The sequence below is a fragment of the Polaromonas sp. P3_B1 genome, assembly GCF_056402935.1.
The window spans coordinates 15,087-34,925 of the sequence record NZ_JBFUGK010000051.1; the positions used below are offsets into that span (position 1 = coordinate 15,087).

The 19,839-nt window shown below is 63.0% G+C and carries 16 protein-coding genes and 12 tRNA genes; 18 read left to right on the plus strand and 10 right to left on the minus strand.

Going from position 1 to position 19,839, the window contains the following annotated elements; all coding sequences use genetic code 11:
• The first annotated feature begins 19 nt into the window (after positions 1-19).
• Positions 20-469 carry a VOC family protein gene (locus AC1DXS_RS22690; RefSeq protein WP_477739712.1) on the plus strand — a complete coding sequence of 150 codons (450 nt, stop codon included), beginning with the start codon at positions 20-22 and terminating at the stop codon, positions 467-469.
• Between the two features lie 25 nt (positions 470-494).
• Here the strand turns inward: AC1DXS_RS22690 and AC1DXS_RS22695 are convergent, their stop codons facing one another.
• On the minus strand, positions 495-5,639 hold the full coding sequence (locus AC1DXS_RS22695; protein ID WP_477739713.1) for a PAS domain S-box protein: 5,145 nt from the start codon (positions 5,637-5,639) through the stop codon (positions 495-497).
• Positions 5,640-5,995: 356 nt separating this feature from the next.
• On the minus strand, positions 5,996-6,934 hold the full coding sequence (locus AC1DXS_RS22700) for a DedA family protein/thiosulfate sulfurtransferase GlpE (protein ID WP_477739714.1): 939 nt from the start codon (positions 6,932-6,934) through the stop codon (positions 5,996-5,998).
• Between the two features lie 238 nt (positions 6,935-7,172).
• On the opposite strand from AC1DXS_RS22700, the gene AC1DXS_RS22705 reads away from it, so the two are divergent.
• Complete coding sequence (locus tag AC1DXS_RS22705; RefSeq protein WP_477739715.1) at positions 7,173-9,509, plus strand: ATP-dependent DNA helicase; 2,337 nt, start codon at positions 7,173-7,175, stop codon at positions 9,507-9,509.
• A 319-nt stretch (positions 9,510-9,828) separates the two neighbouring features.
• Here AC1DXS_RS22705 and AC1DXS_RS22710 read toward each other — a convergent pair whose 3' ends face one another.
• The gene (locus tag AC1DXS_RS22710; RefSeq protein WP_477739716.1) at positions 9,829-10,536 is read right to left on the minus strand and encodes a hypothetical protein; all 708 of its coding nucleotides are present in this window, start codon (positions 10,534-10,536) and stop codon (positions 9,829-9,831) included.
• 353 nt (positions 10,537-10,889) lie between these two features.
• A complete protein-coding gene (locus AC1DXS_RS22715) occupies positions 10,890-11,294 on the minus strand; it encodes a hypothetical protein (protein WP_477739717.1) in 405 nt (134 codons plus the stop codon).
• Between the two features lie 474 nt (positions 11,295-11,768).
• Here AC1DXS_RS22715 and AC1DXS_RS22720 point away from each other — a divergent pair.
• From AC1DXS_RS22720 to AC1DXS_RS22785, 14 genes are all read left to right on the plus strand, one after another.
• Positions 11,769-11,844: transfer RNA gene (locus AC1DXS_RS22720), tRNA-Gly, on the plus strand.
• Between the two features lie 200 nt (positions 11,845-12,044).
• Positions 12,045-12,122, plus strand: a tRNA-Glu gene (locus AC1DXS_RS22725).
• A 103-nt stretch (positions 12,123-12,225) separates the two neighbouring features.
• Positions 12,226-12,304, plus strand: a tRNA-Gln gene (locus AC1DXS_RS22730).
• 10 nt (positions 12,305-12,314) lie between these two features.
• Positions 12,315-12,394: transfer RNA gene (locus AC1DXS_RS22735), tRNA-Arg, on the plus strand.
• Between the two features lie 12 nt (positions 12,395-12,406).
• A tRNA-Tyr gene (locus AC1DXS_RS22740) sits at positions 12,407-12,492 on the plus strand.
• 27 nt (positions 12,493-12,519) lie between these two features.
• Positions 12,520-12,595, plus strand: a tRNA-Asp gene (locus AC1DXS_RS22745).
• Positions 12,596-12,634: 39 nt separating this feature from the next.
• Positions 12,635-12,711 (plus strand) — tRNA-Trp (locus tag AC1DXS_RS22750).
• 9 nt (positions 12,712-12,720) lie between these two features.
• Positions 12,721-12,806, plus strand: a tRNA-Cys gene (locus AC1DXS_RS22755).
• Between the two features lie 18 nt (positions 12,807-12,824).
• Positions 12,825-12,902 (plus strand) — tRNA-Arg (locus AC1DXS_RS22760).
• Between the two features lie 32 nt (positions 12,903-12,934).
• Positions 12,935-13,120 carry a hypothetical protein gene (locus AC1DXS_RS22765; protein ID WP_477739718.1) on the plus strand — a complete coding sequence of 62 codons (186 nt, stop codon included), beginning with the start codon at positions 12,935-12,937 and terminating at the stop codon, positions 13,118-13,120.
• A gap of 16 nt (positions 13,121-13,136) precedes the next feature.
• Positions 13,137-13,212 (plus strand) — tRNA-Asn (locus tag AC1DXS_RS22770).
• 16 nt (positions 13,213-13,228) lie between these two features.
• Positions 13,229-13,304, plus strand: a tRNA-His gene (locus AC1DXS_RS22775).
• A gap of 31 nt (positions 13,305-13,335) precedes the next feature.
• Positions 13,336-13,410: transfer RNA gene (locus AC1DXS_RS22780), tRNA-Lys, on the plus strand.
• A 26-nt stretch (positions 13,411-13,436) separates the two neighbouring features.
• Positions 13,437-13,997 (plus strand): HNH endonuclease, encoded by a 561-nt coding sequence (locus AC1DXS_RS22785; protein ID WP_477739719.1) that lies wholly within the window; start codon positions 13,437-13,439, stop codon positions 13,995-13,997.
• A gap of 68 nt (positions 13,998-14,065) precedes the next feature.
• Here AC1DXS_RS22785 and AC1DXS_RS22790 read toward each other — a convergent pair whose 3' ends face one another.
• The 4 genes from AC1DXS_RS22790 to AC1DXS_RS22805 all read right to left on the minus strand — a co-directional run bounded on the left by AC1DXS_RS22790 (position 14,066) and on the right by AC1DXS_RS22805 (position 15,972).
• Entirely contained in the window at positions 14,066-14,893 is an 828-nt protein-coding gene (locus tag AC1DXS_RS22790) for a hypothetical protein (protein WP_477739720.1), read from the minus strand.
• A gap of 95 nt (positions 14,894-14,988) precedes the next feature.
• Positions 14,989-15,222 (minus strand): hypothetical protein, encoded by a 234-nt coding sequence (locus AC1DXS_RS22795; RefSeq protein ID WP_477739721.1) that lies wholly within the window; start codon positions 15,220-15,222, stop codon positions 14,989-14,991.
• Between the two features lie 220 nt (positions 15,223-15,442).
• Entirely contained in the window at positions 15,443-15,616 is a 174-nt protein-coding gene (locus AC1DXS_RS22800) for a hypothetical protein (protein ID WP_477739722.1), read from the minus strand.
• Positions 15,613-15,972, minus strand: a complete 360-nt coding sequence (locus AC1DXS_RS22805) for a hypothetical protein (RefSeq protein WP_477739723.1) — start codon at positions 15,970-15,972, stop codon at positions 15,613-15,615. The genes AC1DXS_RS22800 and AC1DXS_RS22805 overlap by 4 nt, the downstream gene beginning before the upstream one ends.
• A gap of 390 nt (positions 15,973-16,362) precedes the next feature.
• Here AC1DXS_RS22805 and AC1DXS_RS22810 point away from each other — a divergent pair, with 390 nt between their 5' ends.
• On the plus strand, positions 16,363-16,974 hold the full coding sequence (locus AC1DXS_RS22810) for a DUF502 domain-containing protein (RefSeq protein ID WP_477739724.1): 612 nt from the start codon (positions 16,363-16,365) through the stop codon (positions 16,972-16,974).
• Positions 16,975-17,111: 137 nt separating this feature from the next.
• Entirely contained in the window at positions 17,112-18,473 is a 1,362-nt protein-coding gene (locus tag AC1DXS_RS22815) for a dicarboxylate/amino acid:cation symporter (RefSeq protein WP_477739725.1), read from the plus strand.
• Positions 18,474-18,599: 126 nt separating this feature from the next.
• Here the strand turns inward: AC1DXS_RS22815 and infA are convergent, their stop codons facing one another.
• A complete protein-coding gene (gene infA, locus AC1DXS_RS22820) occupies positions 18,600-18,860 on the minus strand; it encodes a translation initiation factor IF-1 (RefSeq protein WP_477739726.1) in 261 nt (86 codons plus the stop codon).
• 61 nt (positions 18,861-18,921) lie between these two features.
• Positions 18,922-19,164 carry a hypothetical protein gene (locus AC1DXS_RS22825; RefSeq protein WP_477739727.1) on the minus strand — a complete coding sequence of 81 codons (243 nt, stop codon included), beginning with the start codon at positions 19,162-19,164 and terminating at the stop codon, positions 18,922-18,924.
• Positions 19,165-19,839: the final 675 nt, after the last annotated feature.

Sequence of the window (19,839 nt, forward strand, 5' to 3'; positions counted from 1 at the left end):
TTTCAGGAGTTCACCCCCCATGGCCATTCACGAACTGTTCGCTTATATCCACGTCAAGGACGCCGAAAAAGCCTTGGCCTTTTACACCTCGGTGTTCGGCGTGGCCGAGAAGTTTCGCCTGACGGAGCCCAGCGGCCGCATCGGCCACGCCGAACTGGAATTCGGCGGCACGACGCTGATGCTGTCGGACGAGTTTCCGGAATGCGGCACCGGCGCGCCCGTGCCGGACAAGCCGGTGAGCGTGACCCTGCACCTGCACGTCGACGATTGCGACGCGGTGATCGCCCGCGCGCTGCAAGCGGGCGCCACGCTGGAGATGGCCGCGCAGGACCAGTTCTACGGCGAGCGATCAGGCAGCTTTCGCGACCCTTTCGGCCACCGCTGGAGCGTGGGCCACAGCATTGAAACACTGACGCCCGAGGAGATGCAGCGCCGCTACACCGCGCTGCTGCAGGCGCCCAGCACGTAGGGCCGGGGCCCAGGGCCGCGCGGCCCTATTCGAGTTCGATCTCCGGCGGGCGGGCCAGCCCGAGCACCCGCCGCAAGGTGGCCAGCAATTCTTCATTGGAGGTCTTGGCCTTGACCAGCACGGCGGTGGCGCGCGCGGCCTGCGCGCGCGTGGCTTCCATCGCGGAAAACACCACCACCGGCGGCGGCGATTCCAGCGCTTCGATGTCCGTCAGCAGGTCCCAGCCGGAGCCTTCCTTGAGGTTGATGTCCAGCAGGACCAGGTCGAAGGGTTGGGCCTCCAGCCGCGCGCGGGCTTCCTGCAGGGTCGCGGCGAAGACGAAGGTCGCGAAGTCCTGCGCGATGGTGGCCGCGATGCGCTGGATGTCGGGGTCGTCCTCGACGTGCAGAATGACGGGCTTGTTTTCGGCGGCGCCTTCGATGGCCCGGCGCACGCCCAGGACCAGCATGTTTTCGTCGATGGGTTTTTCGAGCCAGTCCGAGACGGTCAGGGCCTGGTCGTTGAACTGCACCTTGCCTTCGCCGGCCCAGGCCGAGATGACGACCACCGGCACGTCGCGCGTAAGCAGCCGGCTACGCAGCGAGCGAATCAGCGAGATGCCGTCTTCGCCGGGCAGCTTGAGGTCGACGGTGACGGCGTCAAAGTGCTGCTGCGACAGCCGGATCAAGGCGTCCTCGGCGCTGTAGACGGGCTCTGAATCGAAGCCGCCCTTGTCCAGCATCATGCCGATCAGGCGCGAGATGTCGTGGTCGTCCTCGCAGATGAGCACGCGGGGCCTCTCGCCCAGCATCTCGACCGGGCGCGTGGGTGGCGGCTCCTCCCATTCGGGCAGTTCGAAATAAAAGGTGGTGCCTTCGCCGGTGCGGGTTTCAAAGCCTATGCTGCCGCCCAGGCGCTCGATGATGGCGCGTGAGATGTTCAGCCCCAGCCCCGTGCCGCCCTTCTGGCGCGTGTCGGAAGAGTCGGCCTGTGAAAACTTCTGGAAGATGCGTTTGCGGAATTCTTCCGGAATGCCGGGCCCGTGGTCGCGGACTTCGACGCGCACGCCGCTGCCGCCGCGCGCCACGTGGATCTCCACCACACCGTTGTCCGGCGAGAACTTCATGGCGTTGGACAGCAGGTTGGTCACGACCTGCGTCAGGCGGTCGCCGTCGGCCCTGACCATCAATTCCTCATCGGGGAAGTCCAGGCGCAGGCTCACGTTCTTGGCGGTGCCATAGCCTTCGTTGGCGGCCAGCGCCTGCTCCAGAAGCGGCTTGAGTTCGATGATCTGCAGATCGAGCGTCATCTTGCCGGACTCGATTTTTTCGATGTCCAGGATGTCGTTGATGAGGCGGATCAGGCGCTCGCAATTGCTCTTGGCGATACCCACCAGGGTCTTGACGGCTTCGGGCAACTGGCCGGCGACGCCGCCGGAGATCAGGCCCAGCGAACCGCGTATCGAGGTGAGCGGCGTGCGCAGCTCATGGCTGACCGTGGAGACGAATTCGCTCTTCATGCGGTCTATGCGCTTGAGTTCGGTCACGTCGTTGGCCAGTGCATAGAAGCCGATCACCTTGCCGTCGTCAACGCCGTCGCCGTAGCGCGGGAAGTAGTTGACCACGTAGTCGCGCACGCCGCCGCGGGCGGTTTTCTGCGAACGCTCATAGACCACCGGATAGCCCTGCAACACCTCCTCCACCCGGGGCCTGATCAGCGCGTACATTTCCTCGCCCACGAGTTGCCGGATGTTCTTGCCTTCGAGCTGCGCGCTCGTCATGCCGAAGACCTCCTCGTAGGCCCGGTTGTGAAAACGCAGATTCTGGTCTGCATCGGCGTAGGTAATCCAGGCGGGTATGGTGTCGGTGATTTCGCGCAGTTGCGCTTCGCTGGTGCGCAGCGCCTCAGTGACGCGGCGCATTTCGGTCATGTCGCGGCCGGTTCCCCGGTAGCCGGTGAACTTGCCGTTGGCATCGAATTTGGGCACGCCGCTGATGGTGAAATAGCGAGTCCGGCCCTTGGAGTCGCGCCGTGTGGTTTCCATGTCGCGGAAAACCTCGCGCCGCGCGACCAGGGCCTTGTAGTCGGCCCAGCCGGCGTCGCTCATCTGGCTGTAGTCGAGCTCCCAGGGGGTCTTGCCATAAGCCGATTTCTGAAGGCCCGACGCCGTCGGGGCCTCGCCGGAGACCTCGACAAAGCGGAGGTTCTCGTCCTGCTCCCAGAACCAGTCGGACGACAAGGCGGTGAGCGCGCGGAAACGCTCTTCGCTTTCGCGCAGCACCTGCTCGGTCTGCTTGCGCTCGGTGATGTCCTGGATCTGCGCGATAAAGCGCAGCGGCTTGCGGTCTTCATCGCGCACCAGGGAGCAGCTCATATAGCCCCAGACGGTGTGGCCGTCTTTGTGGATGTAGCGCTTTTCGGTGTGGAAGGATTCGATCTCGCCGGCCAGCGCGCGCTTGCGTTGCTCCAGGTCCCACGCGATGTCGTCGGGATGGGTAAGGTCGTAGATCGTGCGCGCCAGCATCTCCGCCTCGGAATACCCCAGCATCTGGCAGAAGGCGTTGTTGACCTTGAGGCGGCGCGAATCTATGCCTATGAGCGTCATGCCGATGGCCGCATGCTCAAACGCATTGCGGAACTGCTGGTCGTTGAGCATGAAGGCGTCGTTGTCGCTGCTGAAGGGCGCACTGCTGGGCATTTCCAGCGTGGAGAAGCCTGATTCGTGCGCCACCCCAGCGGCTTGGACGGCCTGGTCGGGCTGCCCTGCGCCGGTCTGGTCGCCGCCAAGCGAGAAATAAAAGGTGCTGCCCTCGCCGACCACCGACTCCGCCCAGATTTTTCCGCCATGGCGGTCGACGATGCGCTTGGCCGTGGCCAGGCCTATACCGCTGCCGGCGAACTCCTCGGGCGAATGCAGGCGCTCGAAATTGCCGAAGAGCTTGTCGACATAGGCCATGTCAAAGCCCGCCCCCTTGTCCTTCACGAAGAACACGGGCTGGCCGTCCCTGGCTTGCAAGCGGCCGACCGTGATTTCGACGAAATCCTTCTTGGCGCTGAACTTCCATGCGTTGGCGACCAATTGCTCCAGCACCTGGCCGAGCATGGCCTGGTCGCCGCGCGCGGCCATGCCGGGCTCAATTGCGATGCGGGCTTCGCGGTCGGGCTCGGCGCCCTTGAGCCACCTGGCCACGCGCAGCGCCTCGGCGCTGACGTCCACCGTGTCCCAGACCATGCTGGTGCGCGACAGGCGCGTGAGGGCCAGCAGGCCGTCGGTGAGCTCACCCATGCGCCGCACGCTGCTGCGTATGCGCTCGAGGAAATGCAGGGCGCGCTCGCCCGCGGCGGGCGGCATGTGTTTTTCCATCAGCGCGCAGAAACCGTCGATGGTGCTCAGCGGCGTTCGCAGGTCGTGCGCAACGGAATAGGAGAATGCTTCCATCTCCTTGCTGGCGGCCTCAAGCTGCGCCGTCCTGCGCAGGACACGGTTTTCCAGGTCGACGTTGAGCCGCACGATTTCCACCTCGGCCTGCTTGCGTTTGGTGATGTCGGAGATGGAGGTGACGAAACCGGTGGGCTTGCCGCTCTTGTCTTCGAACAGCGGCTGCACGTTGATCAGGCCCCAGAAGGTGCTGCCGTCCGGCCTGCGGTAGCGCTGCACCACATTGCTTTGGCTCTGGCCGCTTTGCATGGCGCGCACGCTGGCCCACTCGGATGCTGGCATCGGGGTGCCGTCCTCACGCAGCCGCTCCCAATCCAGCGCCGCCGAGGTCTGACCTTTCATTTGCGCCAGCGACTTGCCGAAAATGCGCTCCGCGCTGGCGTTGCAGTCGATGATTTTGCCTTCGGCGTCACGCAGCACCACGCCTTCGGCAAGCGCCCCGACCACCACCCGGAAACGCGCTCCGCTCGCGCGCAGCGCGGTTTCGTTCAGCTTGCGCTCGGTGATGTCGCTTCCCACGCCGCGGTAGCCTTCGAAGGTTCCGTCGTCGCCAAACACCGGCTCTCCGCTGACGCTGCGGTAGATGACACCGCCGTCCGCCTTGGTCAGCTGGTACTCAAAATTACGAAACGGCAGATGCGCCTGCAGGGTGGCCTTATGCTCCTCCCACGTGCCGGCAAGGGGCGCGGAGTTGGGCAGGTCCCATCGGCACAGCCCTTCCCCGATAACCTGGGTTCCGAGGGCAAAGCGCTGCGGATCGTTGGAGACAAACACGTTGCGGAAGTTTTTGTCCTGTTCCCAGTACCAGTCGGACGAGAGCTCGGTAAGGCTTCTGAACCGCTCCTGGCTGCGGTGCAGGCGATTATCGGAGGCCAGGCGCTCCGTGATGTCCTCGGCGGTGATCAGGAGGTGTGTGACCCTGCCGCCGCCGTCCTTGATCGGGACTTTGCGCATGTGCACGCGTATCATCCCGCGCTCGCGCGTCATGATGGTCCGGTCGGGGAAGTCCTGCATGACGCCCGTGTTCGACACTTCCACGTCGGACACGTTGATGCGATCCGCGTGATCCTGCGGCCAGAGGTCGTGCACGGTGCGCCCCATGGCATCCTCGCGGCGCACGCCGTAAAGTCTCTCGGCCGCCTTGTTCCAGGCCACGATGCGCAGCCCGTCCTGCAGCGACTTCAGGTGGACGGCGACAGGCATGTTGTCGACGATGTCGTCGAGAAAACGCGCGGCCTTCCGTTCTTTTTCCTCGATCCGCCTGGCCACGGTGTTGTCGCGGGTCGTGCCGCGGTAGCCGGTGAACTCGCGCTGCTTGTTGAACACCGGCACGCCGCTGGCGGAAAAATAGTGGGCCACGCCGTCGCCCAAAACCCGGATGTACTCAAAATCGCGGAACGCCTGGCGCGCCTCCAGCACCGCGCGGTGGTGGTCCCAGGACATGCTCAGGGGATAGGCGCCTTCCAGTTCCCAGCGCTGCTTGCCGATGGCGCCGTTGAGGTCCGTATCCGCGGAGCTGCCGCCGCGCTCGGCGGCGAAATGGGTGAAGCGGTAGTCGGCGTCCTGCTCCCAGTACCAGTCGGCCGAGATCGACGCCAGGCTTCGCAGGCTGTCCACATCGACCCTGAAAGCTTCGGTCGCGCGGCGTTGCTCGGCGAGCTCTTCAGCGAGGGCCTTGTTGGCCTCGGCCAGCGCCAGCGCTTCGGCTTGCAGCCGCTCATTGGCCTGGGCGAGTGTTTCGTCCCGCTTCACCGCAGCACCCCGGCACGATGGCTCGCCGGCGCGACGCCGGTCCGTCCCGGCGAGCTGTGCTGGCGGTGGCTTGCGGTCAATTCGCCTGTCGGACGGAGCTTCATGCGCAGCTGTTAACTTTCTAGGCAAAGGCAAGGCGCCTTCATGCATTTTGCATGGCGTTTGCGAAACAGAGTGTGCTGCGCCACCGGAAAATCCGCCATAGGACAACACCCTGTCTTCTTTTGGGTGCGTAGCGCGCAGGCCTTCAAAAAATCTGCAAACTTAAGACCTCTTTTCCAGAAGCCCCGGTGATGCAATTTGGGCACAAGAGCTTAGCGCCGCCTTTCGCGCGAGGCAAAGGTACTTTTACCGTTTCACGCGGCGTGCGGATATTCGAGCGACAACCCGGCCGCCTGCCAGGCATCTATGCCGCCGTGCAGAGGGCGCACATTCTTGAAACCCGCCGCCATCAGGCGCCTGGCCACCTGGGCGGCGGAGGCGTCGTTGGGGCAGGCGCAGTACACCACCACGGCCACGTCGTGCGGCAGGTCCAGGGTGGCCATCTTGCGGTCCGGGTCCGACCACAGCAAGGCGCCCGGAATGATGCCGCCTTCGCCGCGGCTGAGTTCGCTGCGCACGTCGAGGATCACCGCCGGCTGCCCGCCCTGCGTCAGCCGCAGCAGCTCCTGCGGGGTGATGCGCGCCATGCGCATCTGGCGTAAAAAGCGCTGGCGCTGCCACCATTTGCGCACCAGGAAAAGCGCGAAGGCGGCCAGCAGCACCATCAAGCCGATACGGCCCATCTGCTCGAACACGGCCAGCACGTCGGCGACCGCGTCATGGAACACCATGCCTATCGCCAGGCCGACGCCGGCATACAGCGCCGCGCCGATGGCGTCAAAAAACAGGAAGCGCCCGAAGGGCACGCCCGTGCGGCCCGCCAGCGCCGTGGCCAGCGAGGCAAAACCCGGGATGAACTTGGCCAGCACCAGCGACCGGACGCCCCAGCGCGTGAAGATGGATTCGGTCTGCCGCACGCAGGAATCGGGCGACAGGGAAATGCGGCACAGGGTCTTGAGCACGCGGCTGCCGTAACGGCGGCCGGCCCAGTACCAGATGCCGTCGGCGATCAGGCAGGCCAGCACGGCCGTGGCCAGCAAGCCCCCGGCCGAATACTTCCCGCCAAAGCTCAGCGCGCCGGTGAGTATGAGCACCGGGTAAGCGGGAATCGGCAGGCCGAGCTGCTCCAGCACGATGTTGAGAAAGACTGCAGCCAGGCCGTACAGCTCCAGCCAGACGATGATTTGGTCCATGGGACGAATGTAGACGGCTGCGGTGAATCGGTAAATGACCCGGGCGCCAATACTCTGTTTCACGATGTTTTACTCCTTCTCCCTCTGGGAGAAGGCAGGGATGAGGGCCGGCTGCGCTTGCGAGGTCTTGCTCCTTCCCCCACTGGGGGAAGGCGGGGATGGGGGCCGGCGGCGCCTGCGCTACCATGAACTCCTTCTCCGTATTCCCACTCTCGCCACCTCAAAGAGCGAACACCGATTGAAATACCTCGTAGCCGTCCGCGCCCTGTGCGAGTTCACGGCCAAACACGGCGACCTCGACCTGCGCTTTACGCCATCGCCCTCCGCCCAGGAAGGCATGGCCGGCCATGCGCTGGTCGCATCGCGCCGCGGGGAGTCCTACCAGGCCGAAGTCGGCCTTGAGGGTGAGTACAAGGCGCTGAGGGTACGCGGCCGCGCCGACGGCTATGACCCGGAGCAGAACCAGCTTGAAGAGGTGAAGACCTACCGGGGCGACCTGCACGCCATGGCCGACAACCGCCGGGACCTGCACTGGGCGCAGCTGAAGATCTACGGCTGGCTGCTGTGCGCGGACAGGAAGCTGCCCGACATCAATCTCACGCTGGTTTACTTTGACGTGGCCAGCGCGCAGGAAACGCCGCTGACCGAACATTTCACCGCCGCCGTGCTCAGGGAATACTTTGAAGCGCAGTGCGAGCGCTTCCTGGCCTGGGCCGAGCGGGAACTGGCCCACCGCCAGGCGCGCGATGCGGCGCTCACGGAGTTGCAGTTTCCGCATCCGTCTTTCCGGCCCGGCCAGCGCGAACTGGCCGAGGCCGTCTACAAGACCGCGCAGGCCGGCGCCTGCCTGATGGCGCAGGCGCCCACGGGCATAGGCAAGACCATAGGCACGGTGTTTCCGCTGCTCAAGGCGGTGCCCAAAAAGCAGCTCGACAAATTGTTTTTCCTCGCCGCGAAAACCCCGGGCCGCCGGCTGGCGCTTGACGCGCTGGAACGCATCAAGGGCAGCGCAACGGCGCTGCCGCTGCGCGTGATGGAACTGGTGGCGCGCGACAAGGCCTGTGAACACCCGGGTAAAGCCTGCCACGGCGACGCCTGCCCGCTGGCCAAAGGCTTTTACGACCGCCTGCCGCAGGCCCGCAGCGCCGCCGTGAACCACGCCGCCGCCCACGGAGCGCTGGACAAGGCCGCGCTGCGCGAACTCGCGCTCACCCACCAGGTGTGCCCTTATTACCTGAGCCAGGAACTGGTGACCTGGTCGGACGTGGTGGTGGGCGACTACAACTATTACTTCGACACCAGCGCATTGCTGCACGGCCAGGCCCAGGGCAACCAGTGGCGCGTGGCGGTGCTGGTGGACGAGGCGCACAACCTGGTGGAACGCGCGCGAAAAATGTATTCGGCCACGCTGAGCCAGGCGCAGCTGCAGCAGGTGCATGGCGGCGCGCCGCGAGCCGTGCGCGGTGCGCTGGAGCGGCTCAACCGCAGCCTGCAGGAGCTGCACCAGGCCCAGGAAGATCCCTACCAGGTCCATGACGAACTGCCCGCGCCTTTCCTCAAGACCCTGGGCCAGGCGCTGACCCAGATCACCGACTTCCTGATGGCCAACCCGACGCGCATGGACGGGGAACTGCAGGACTTTTATTTCGAGGCCCTGCATTTCTCGCGCATGGCCGAAGCGTTTGGCGAGCATTCGCTGTTTGACGTGACGATGCAGGGCGACACCGCTGCCAACGCATTCGGTCAGGCGCTGGGCCAGCCGCTGGCGGTGCTCAACATCCGCAACGTGGTGCCCGCACCCTTCCTGGCGCCGCGCTTTGCGGCCGCGCAGTCCACGGCGCTGTTTTCGGCCACGCTAAGCCCGCAGAACTATTACGCCGACACGCTGGGCCTTCCGGCCGGCACCGTGTGGACCGAGGTCGAATCACCTTTCCTGGCCGAGCAGCTGCAGGTTTCGGTGGTGAGCGATGTCTCGACGCGTTTCCAGCACCGGGGCGATTCGCTTTCGCCCATCGTCGACCTGATGGCGCGGCAGTATGAAGGCCGGCCCGGCAACTACCTGGCCTTCCTGAGCAGCTACGACTACCTGCAGCAGCTCGTCACGCTGTTTCGCCGGCGCTACCCGCACGTTCCGGTGTGGGAGCAGACGCGCGGCATGGAGGAAGCCGCACGCGATGCCTTCCTCGCGCGCTTCACACCCGCCTCGCAAGGCATAGGCTTTGCCGTGCTGGGCGGCTCATTCGCCGAAGGCATAGACCTGCCGGGCGACCGCCTGATCGGCGCTTTCATCGCCACGCTGGGGCTGCCCCAGGTCAATCCGGTGAACGAGCAGATCCGCGAGCGAATGGGCGTCAACTTCGGCGTGGCCCAAAGCTACGACTACACCTACCTCTATCCGGGCCTGCAGAAGGTGGTGCAGGCGGCCGGCCGGGTGATACGCACGACCTCTGATCGCGGCGTGGTCTACCTGATTGACGACCGCTTTACCCGGCCGGAGATACAAAGCCTGCTGCCGGGCTGGTGGAAGGTCGCGCGCGTGCGTGCGCGGCGCAAGGAAGCCGCCGACGCGCTGTAAACAACAAAAGCCCGCATTTTGCGGGCTTTTGTTTGAACGGCCCTGCGGCCGCCTTGCGGGCCTAAAACACGCCCAGCAACATGAGGATCAGGATCACGCTGAGGGGAACACCTAATAGCCAGGCAATGATGGGCATTTGTTTCTCCTAAAAAGTAGTCAGGGTTGAAGAGACAAATCCAATGTAGGCGGCGGGCCTCGCGTGCCGTGCCAGCCTGGAGGCCTGCTGCAAGTAAGGGATGGCTGACGCGCGTGTAGTTGTGCAAGCAGCCGCTTGCAGGCCTTGGCCGCACCACCACAGCGGCTGTGGCGACGAAAGACCTCAGCGCTGGCTCAGCTGCAGCGCGCCCAGCATGCTGGCCAGCGGCTGGGTTTCGGGCAGCACGTAGACGATGCCGCGGCTTCTGCCCAGGACGGGGCCGACCACGGTTTCGTAAAAGCGGACCGGCACCACCACACAACCCATGGAGATGCGGTTGTCGTCGGGCGTTTCCGAGGCCAGGCGCTCCGCGCGGYGCTCGGCCGGCGGCGCCGGGCGCAGGCGGTGTATGGCGAGCTTGGCCGCGTAGTCGATCCAGACAATGGCCTCGCCCTGCAGGTTGTGGCCGGGCTCGGAGACAAAGCGGCCGGCCGGCGTGGTGCGCTCATCCTCACGCAAGCTGGCCACGCTGCGCTGCGCCATGCCGGGCACGCTGTGGTCGCCGGGTGCCAGGCCCGTCAATGCAGGCGACGTACCGCGCAGCTGGCCGCCCGCCTCGAACACAAAAATGCGCCCGCCTTTTTTGTCGACGATCACAAAGGGCAGGCCTTCGTTGTCATGCGCCTGCACCACCCAGCGCAAAGCCTGGCGTGCATCGGGAGAGGCGGAAACCAGCGTCATGCCGGTATCGGGACTTGCAGCCGGTGTGGCGGCACTGTCGGTGTAGGGCGCCAGCGGCGCGGCGAAGGAAAACAAAGGCGCGGCGGCAAGGACGGCAAAGGCCGTCGCGAAGGCGATTTTTGCTGCGTGTTTCCTGCCTGCGAACAACATCCGGGTCCTGTGCGTGGCGCTGAAAAAAGTGCGCGAGCGCACATTAAAAAAACCGGGGCGGCTGTTTCGTTGAATGCCCCGGCGCGGTTGCACCATGTTAGCGATGCAAGCAATTGTGCTCAACGGAGAAACCCTGAAGCGCTTCGGATACTTGCTATTACTTGTATAGCAATGAATCCTTTTTAGGCAATGCAATGGAGGAGTTTTGATAGGCCGACGGAAATACCCGTCCGGGCATGTAACAGTCGCTGGAGGCGGCATTTTTTCGCGCGGCAGATGCCTGTGTGCAACAGCTGCGCGCAATGCGGGGCCGCTGCCGTTACAAGTTACAAATCACGGCAGGGGAAACAGGCTTATTGATCGCCGGGCTTGGCGCCGTCAAAGCCCCGCTTCGCAAGCTGCATCAGATGCCGGCGGCCCCTGGCATCCGTTGTGCGCCATGCCGCGCGGGCCATTTCGATGAAGGCGTTCTCTGCGGGGTTGAAGGCGTCGCCGCCATGGTCTTCATCCAGCCAGCCTTTCGGCTTGCCCGACCTGCTCTCGATCTGGGCGGCGGCGGCGTCGCCGATGTTGCGGCCTGAACCGCTGGCGTCTCCCTTGAACTGGCTCAGCCCGCCGGCGCTCAGGCCCAGTTCTTTCGCCAGCCGGCCCAGCATGCCCACAGGCGACTCACCGGCCGCCAACTCCCTTTCGCTGTACTCACGAATGATGATCAGCAGGTTGTTGCGCCTGGTTCGGTTGATGTCCGGTGAATCCATGTGACGTGATTGCAACAATCAAAATTATTTTTCAGCGAGGCGTTGACGGTGACGTAAAAAGATTTTACATTACCTTCCATTGCTACTTTTGATACCAACCCTTTTCACACACCCATCATGAAACCGATAGCCGCCATCGCAAGACACAGCACCCCCGTTTGGGGCGGTGCTGGCGTGCGTCGCCTTGACGTTTATCTGGGCTCATGTGGGCTGAGTTCCTATGCGGCATCCGTTTTGCGGACGGCCATGTCCAAACAGAACTATGAGGATTGCACACCACCGGGAGGAGGAGACGCCTGAGCGTACCTTCTGAATCTCTGACACCAGAGGCCCGGTATCCGCAAGGAACCGGGCCTTTTTGTTTTCCCCTGACGGTGATCGTGCCGTCTGTGCGCTTTAAGCGCGGGGCTCTTTAAAAATTCAGCAGCGGGACAGCAGCCACACACTGGATGGCAGCGAGTCCCGCAAGAAATTGCGGACATAGCTCAGCCGGTAGAGCGTGAGCCTTCCAAGCTCAATGTCGTCGGTTCGAAGCCGTCTGTCCGCTCCATTTCGGGTGTGTCTGTGTCACGCCGCCTGCGCGAGATCGAGGAAACGGTCTGGCGGCGTGTGTGCTCGCAACCGGGGTTCATGGCCCCGGAGATGCGGTGCAGCGGGAGATCCCGGTCCGGCTTGATGCCGGCCGCCCGCATACGGGTACAGCCGAAATGGATTTAGTTTTTTGCCCGCGACTGTGGGCGCATGTTTTTTGTCACGTTCGTCTAGCTGGCTCAGGACACAAGGCTTTCATTCTTGTAGACAGGGGTTCGAATCCCCTACGTGACGCCAATTCCAGTTGTGAATAAAAGGAGCGCAGTGCCCGAAAGGGCGTAGTGCGGAAACCGGCCTCAAAGATAGGGGGGCACCGGAACTCGTAACCGGAGATATTTTTAGGCCGTTCGCCAAGCTGGCCTAAGGCATCGGGTTTTGAAGCCGACATTTCGGTGGTTCGAATCCATCACGGCCTGCCATTCATTTTTTCTCGCGTTAGCTCAGTCCGGAACCAGAGCATCTGCCTACGAAGCAGAGGGTCGGAAGTTCAAATCTTTCACGCGAGGCCATTCATTTTTTTCGGAGTGCGAGCAGAGCTGGCTACTGCACTGGACTGTAAATCCGGCGTCTTCGGGCATGCGGGGTTCGAGTCCCTGGCACTCCACCATTTTTAATCCGCGGGTTATTCACTTTAGGTCTGTTAGCTCAGTTGGTAGAGCACTTCCCTGTCCAGGATGTTGTCACGGGTTCAATTCCCGTACAGGCCGCCACTCTTCATGCCGGGCCACCGGCTATTTTTTCTTTTCCCTTGGTGCGTAGCTCAAGCAGGCAGAGCAGCGGTCTCCAAAACCGAAGGTTGGAAGTTCGATTCTTCCCGTGCCAGCCAATGATTTCCGGCGGCGTACCCAAGAGGCCGAAGGGGGYGGATTGCAAATCCGCTTGCGTCAGCACACGTCAGTTCGAATCTGACTGCCGCCTCCAGGCCCCCTCTACCCTCTAGCGCCTGTAGCTCAGCCCGGATAGAGCGACGGCTTTCTACACCGTTTGTCGGCCGTTCGAATCGGCCCAGGTGCACCACTTTTTATCCACCCAGCCCAAGGAGGTTTGCCATGACAGCCAAAAACACAGCGACCTTCAAAAGGCCGGAGAAGCTTCGCAAGCGCATCGTCCGCGCACTCCTGGGCGGCATCATCGCCGCCGGCAGCGCCCGGTTCAACCATGCCCAACCCAAACACAGGTCAACGCGTGACGAGCGCGAGCTCGACCAGCGCGTGCGTGAATGCGGTGAGTGGTGATTGATCCGCCTTTTATTTCACGGTAGCTCAGCTGGTAGAGCGCGCGACTGTTAATCGCGTCGTCCCTGGTTCGATCCCAGGCTGTGGAGCCAACTTTTCTTTTTTCTGGTGCATGTGGCGCAGTAGGCAGCGCAGCGGGATGTGACCCCGCGGGTCACCGGTTCGAGTCCGGTCTTGCACCCCATTTTTTTGTCAGCGGGTATGGCTCAGATTTCGCGGGCATAGCTCAGAGGCAGAGCAGCCGGCTTTTAACCGGCAGGTCGGGATTTCGAAATTCCCTGCCCGCACCACCCATCATTCAACTCAGGAGGCCACGATGCACCACGTTCTTCAGCTCGACATCCAGGGAACGCCCCAGGCCTGGATCACGGCTGAAGAGGCGGCTCTGCACTATGCGACCGGCACCGTCGCCTGGGAACAAGGCGAAAGCCCCCTGGTGACGCTGCGCGGCGGCTGGAACGTCGCGCGCGGCCGCCAATCCACGCTGGTGATCCACCCCATCATCGCGCTGCGCGGTGCGCCCCGACGCAACCTGCACGAGGTGGTGCCGGCGGTCACCAAACCCAAGCTGCTACGCCGCGACCGCTGCACCTGTGCCTACTGTGCCCAGGTGTTTCAGGAAAAGGACCTCGAGGCCGAACACATCGTCCCTGCGAGCAAGGGCGGGCCCTACTCGTGGACCAACCTGGTCAGCGCCTGCCGGTATTGCAACGGCAGGAAGAAGGACCGCACACCCGAACAGGCCGGCATGCCGCTTGTGTACCTGCCCTACGTGCCGAGCCGGTATGAGGACTTCCTGCTTCGGGGCCGCAACGTGCGTGCGGATGTGYACGAGTGGCTGTCGGCACGGCTTCCAAAGGGGTCCAGGCTGAATTGAATCCGCCAGCAATCAAGCGGCGCATTGCGAAAGCAGTGCGCCGTTTTTTTTTCGTCCGCGCAATGGCTTCAAGAGGCCGGCGAACCGGTGCCGCCCTGCCTCAGGGCAAGCTCATGCGCCGCCGGGAAAACCTCAGCCAGCGATTTGACTTCGGGCAGCACGTACACCACACCGTAGCTGGCATTGAAGGCGGGCTTGAGCACGTTTTCAAAAAAAGCCACCGGCATGTTGATGCAACCGTAGGATATGCGGTTGTCCTCGGTGGTGGGCGATGCGAGCCGCTCGAGCCGGCGCTCTTTGGGCTCCAGCGTGCGCACGCGGTGCATGGAAACCGCCGCGTCGTAGTCGACCCACACGACGTCCTCCCCGGTGGCGTTGCGGCCGGGCTCGGCCACGAAGCGGCCTGCGGGCGTGGTGCGCTCCTGTGGCTGCACCTGGGCAATCGGGCGCCCGCCTATGCCGTCGACCGAGTCGTCACCGCGGGCCGCGCCTATCAGCACGGGCGTGGCGCTGCGCAGCTTCCCGGAAGGCTCGAACACAAAGACTTTGGTGTTGATCTTGTCGAGGATCACAAAAAAGAGTTTGCGGTTGTCGCCGGAGCTGACGACCCAGTTGGCGACTTCGCGCGCTTCGTTCGAAGCTTCTTCGGCGCCGAAATCCGCCACGCGCGGCGTCATGGGCCGGGGTGCGCTGGTTTGAAGAGCGGCGGCTTGGGGAAGGACCACGGGGTGGGCCCTGAAAAGTGGCAAAACCAGGACGGCGATCGCAGCGCCCCACAGAACGCCCTGTTTGATGCCGTCAAGAATGTCCGAATGTCGATGTCGTGTGCCCGCCACCACGGCACCCGGCCCTTCAACGGCGGGGCGCTGCTCAAACTCAGGCACAGGAGCGGACATGATCGGGATTAAGAAGGTCGGCTTCCCACATGAAACGCTCCGGGCGCCAAGGCGGTCCGGAGCGGTTTCATGCGCAATTGCATGAGGTGTCGGGCTTAGTTGCGGTCAGCCTGTGCGGGACGCTCGGTAGGGGTGACAGCGGTGTCCGCGCTGGTCGAAGACGATGTGCCGGTGGTACTGCCGGAAGTGCCCTGGTTTTGCATGGTCTGGTCTGTCGATGCGCCAGGCGTGGTGGTGCTGGTGTCAGGGGTCTGGGCGTAGGCCAGGCCGATGGCGCCCACAACGGCGGCTGCGGCGACGACGGATGCCAGGGGTTTCGATGCTCTCATGGTGTACTCCTATGGTCATGCCCATCACAGGCAATCGGGTTGGTAAATCGCCGGCCCTATTGCCAGCTAAATTCAATTTACGCAGGGAGCTTTGGGTACTTCGTCGGCCTGTTACAGCGGCGGGTGTAGGACAAGCGAGGTCACAAAATGCTACGCGTCCCAGACGTACAAAGCAGCGAGGGGCCCTGCGAACCGCGAGGCCTGTCCTCGACAAGCGCTGCTATTCGAGCGGGTTGTTGCCCTTGATGCCGTGCTGGGCCTTGATCGCGAGTTGAAGTTTTTCAAGCTCATCGACGAGCCGGTCAATCTTCGCCATATCCTTGACCGGCTCTGCCAGCAAGGCCTGGAGTTGGGCGCGCATGCGCGTGTAATCGGCTTTGAGGTCGCGCTTCATGCGGGCACCGTGCCCGGCTTGAAGCCGTTGATGGCGGGGCGCTTTTCGGAGCCGTCTGCCGCAGGCCTGGCCGAAGGCGGGGTGAAGAGTTCGGCTTGCGCCTCATCCTCGATGCGCGGGCCGTATTGAAGATCAGGGCCGACCAGGCGCTGCAGCTCGCCGTAGCCTGTGGCCAGGGCCGTGTCGTAAGCGGCGAAGGTGATGTCCGAACAGGAAACAGATTCAAACACGCGGGGGTCCGCGCGGCTTTCAAGAATGCGCCAGCAGAATTCGCCGGGGGACGTCTCTTCGACGGTGAGGGCCAGGGACCGCAAGGGGACTTTGAGTTGTGCGGTAACCAAAGTGGAATGGCTCATGTAGCAGGAATCCTCAAAAATATCCGGGCAGGCCGGACGTGGGCTTGCAGCGCAGCTTGGAGCACCGCAAAAAAATATCAAGGGGCGCAAACGTAACTTTCAGCGCGAGGGCTGGAGGCAACATGAGCGGCAGCGAGAAACAGGACAAGGCCGGAACGGCAAGGGCGCGAGGGCCTCTGGCCGGGTTCATTGCTGCAGCGGGGTCGGGTGCCATGTTGGTGTTCGCAATGACGCCAGTTTACGCACGGAAATATGACAAGCTGCGGTTATTAGTACCCGAAAACCGTAGGAAAAATCCGACAGCCGCCAGGCGGCGCCGGTGTCAATTGAAATGGTTATATTGCTGGCATGGCCGGACGCATGTTGCGGGCGGGCACGAATAAAGAACCCATGAAAAGCCTTTACAAATATTTCTTTCGCGGCCTCATCACCATCCTGCCGGTGGCCTTGACGGTTTACCTGCTTTACATCTTTCTGGCGTGGATGGAAACCGCGGCGCTGTGGGTACTCAGGCCGCTCATCGGCAGTTTTTACATCCCCGGCCTGGGACTGGTGTTCGGCGTGCTGAGCATCCTGGTGATCGGCTACCTGGTGTCGAAGCAAAGCGTGCGCAGGCTGCTGACTTTCGCGGAGATGCCTTTCACCAACCTGCCGGTGGTGAAAAGCATTTACTCCTCGCTCAAAAGCTTTGCCGACTATTTTTCTCCTTCGGGCAAGCAGGGTGAGCAAAGCGTGGTGATCCTGCGCATGCCAGGCCATGCGATGGAAATCGTGGGCCTGATCACGCGCCGCAGCTTCGCCGACCTGCCCCCCGGCTTTCTGCCTGGCGAGCGTGTCGCGGTCTATTTGCCCATGGGCTACATGATCGGCGGCTACACGGTATTCGTGCCGGCCGAATGGGTGCAACCCATTGACATGTCAGTGGAGGAAGCCATGCGCTCTTCGCTCATCGCCTGGATGGCGCGCCCGCCGGCCACGGGCGCCGGCACTGCGGCCCGCTAAGGCTCCGCGCCCATGGACGGGCGCTTGCGTAAAGATTGTGATCTGTGGTTTCCCACATGGACAAATCGCGTGGCAGGGCTATATTTGATAGCCCAATCACAACTACGCACAGCCTGACGGCCTGATGCGTTCCGGCCATGACAACAAGCACAACGAAGACAAGCAGCCGCAAACCGCCCCTTTACAAATCACTGTACTTCCAGGTGATCTGCGCCGTCATTGCCGGCGTGCTGCTGGGGCATTTTTACCCCGAGGCCGGAAAGCTCATGAAGCCGCTGGGCGACGGTTTCATCAAGCTCATCAAGATGATGATCGCGCCTATCATCTTCTGCACCGTCGTGATCGGCATCGCCGGCATGGAGGACATGAAGAAAGTCGGCAAGACCGGCGGCCTGGCGCTGCTTTATTTTGAGATCGTCAGCACCTTCGCGCTGATCATCGGGCTGGTGCTGGTCAATGTGTTCAAGCCGGGCCAGGGCATGAACGTCGACGTGTCCACGCTGGACACCAAGGCCATCGCGGCTTATACAGCCCCCGGGAAGATGGTCACCACGACCGACTTCATCATGAACATCATTCCATCCACCGTGGTGGACGCCTTTGCCAAGGGCGAGATTCTGCAGGTGCTGCTGATCGCGGTGATGTTCGGCTTCGCGTTGCACCGCTTCGGCGGGCGCGGCACGCTGGTGTTCGACTTCGTCGAAAAAACCTCGCACGTGCTGTTCACCATCGTCGGCTTCATCATGAAGGTCGCGCCCATCGGCGCCTTCGGCGCGATGGCCTTCACCATAGGCGCATACGGCGTGGACAGCCTGGTGTCGCTCGGCAAGCTGATGGCGGCCTTCTACGCGACCTGCCTGATTTTCATCTTCGTCGTGCTGGGCGCCATCGCGCGCGTCCACGGGTTCAGCATCTGGAAGTTCATCAAGTACATCAAGGAAGAACTGCTGATCGTGCTGGGCACCTCTTCGTCTGAATCGGTGCTGCCGCGCATGATGGAAAAGATGGAGAACCTGGGCGCAAAGAAGACCACCGTCGGCCTGGTGATTCCCACGGGCTACTCTTTCAACCTGGACGGCACCTCGATCTACCTCACGATGGCGGCGGTGTTCATCGCGCAGGCCACCAACACGCCGATGACGCTCACGCAGGAGCTCACGCTGCTGGCGGTGCTGCTGCTGACCTCCAAAGGCGCAGCCGGCATCACGGGCAGCGGCTTCATCGTGCTGGCCGCCACGCTGTCGGCTGTGGGCACCGTGCCCGTCGCGGGGCTGGCGCTGATCCTGGGCATTGACCGCTTCATGTCGGAAGCGCGGGCGCTGACCAACCTGATAGGCAACGGCGTGGCCACCATCGTGGTCGCCAAATGGACGGATGAGCTGGACACCGACAGGCTCAAGGCCGGGCTCAACAACGAGAGCTGGGTCGAGGCCCAGGAGCCCGAGGTGCTGATCAATCAGAAAACAGAGCATATGGCGGCTGATCACCGCCAGGGCTGATACGGCCTGAGGCGTCCTGGCTGGGCCTGAGGCGCAAATGACAAAGCCCGGCAGGCGGAGAGTTCTCCGTCTGCCGGGCTTTGTGTTTTTTTGCTTGCGCTTTGAGACGCGGGCGAGCCGCGCGGCTTAGCGTGTAGCCGACCGTGGTGCCGGGCCCGGGCCGCGACCGGCGATGTGCCGGAAGGTGATGCGGCCCTTGGTCAGGTCGTAGGGTGAAAGCTCCAGCGAGACCTGGTCGCCGGCAAGGATGCGGATATGGTTTTTGCGCATCTTGCCCGAGGTGTAAGCCACAAGCTTGTGGCCGTTGTCGAGCGTGACGCGAAAGCGCGAATCCGGCAACACTTCGTCGACCAGCCCATGCATTTCAATCAGTTCTTCTTTGGCCATGATGTAACTCCTAGGGAATTGAAAAAATTGTCGGTGGTGTCTGTTGCGGCGGCGTGCAATGTCAGGCGCAGGCGCCAACCGGCGCCGAGCGCTCGCTGATCCAGCGCAAGGCGTGTTCCGTCGCGTAATGCACGGCCGCGGCCGCGCTGTCGAAAAGGCCGCTGAAACGCAGCACGCGATCATGCGTGGCGCTGCCGCGGCCGGAGCGGATGGAGACCGATGCAGCGAAACCTTCGCCTTGCTGCTTGGCCAGTGGTGAGACAAGGTACTTGCCCACCGAGATTTTGGTGTGATCCATGTTCATAAAAATTCCATGCCGGGTATGTGTCCCGGCTTGATAAATAAGGAGATCGGCTTGCGAGCAAGCCGGCGGGTGTTCGGTGTCCACCCGCCTGGCCCTTGTCAGGGGCTGGGCTGGTTGAGCCATGCGTGGGCACTGTTGGGAGAAGTGCTCGCCGGAAAAACGGAACAGTGCTGAGAAGGTTCAGGGCTGTAGGGGCACTGAAAACACTGTGGATTCGGGCTCTGGGAAGCGCCGCTTGAGAAGGAAACCTGTTGGGAAAAGGTTTCGATGTAAAAAGCTGATGCTTTACCGAAGCTCCTATTGTAACCGCCCGGCGGAAATCGCGCTTTGACCCCCATAGGTGCGGGCCAGCCCCTCTTCTTACAAGCATGAGCCCCGGAACCGGCTTCGCCGGGCAGAACAGGCTCACCCCTGTCCAGTCTCACTTCGTGTAGCCTGCTCCCCCTCAAGGGGGCGGCGCCTAGGGCCGGCAAGCCGGACCCTCGGCCCCCGCCGATTGAATCCCCTGAACTCTTAAACCCAGCCGGGGCCGCGGAACCGGCTTTGCCGGGCAGAACAGGCCCACCCCTGTCCAGTCTCACTTCGTGTAGCCTGCTCCCCCTCAAGGGGGCGGCGCCTAGGGCCGGCAAGCCGGACCCTCGGCCCCCGCCGATTGAATCCCCTGAACTCTTAAAC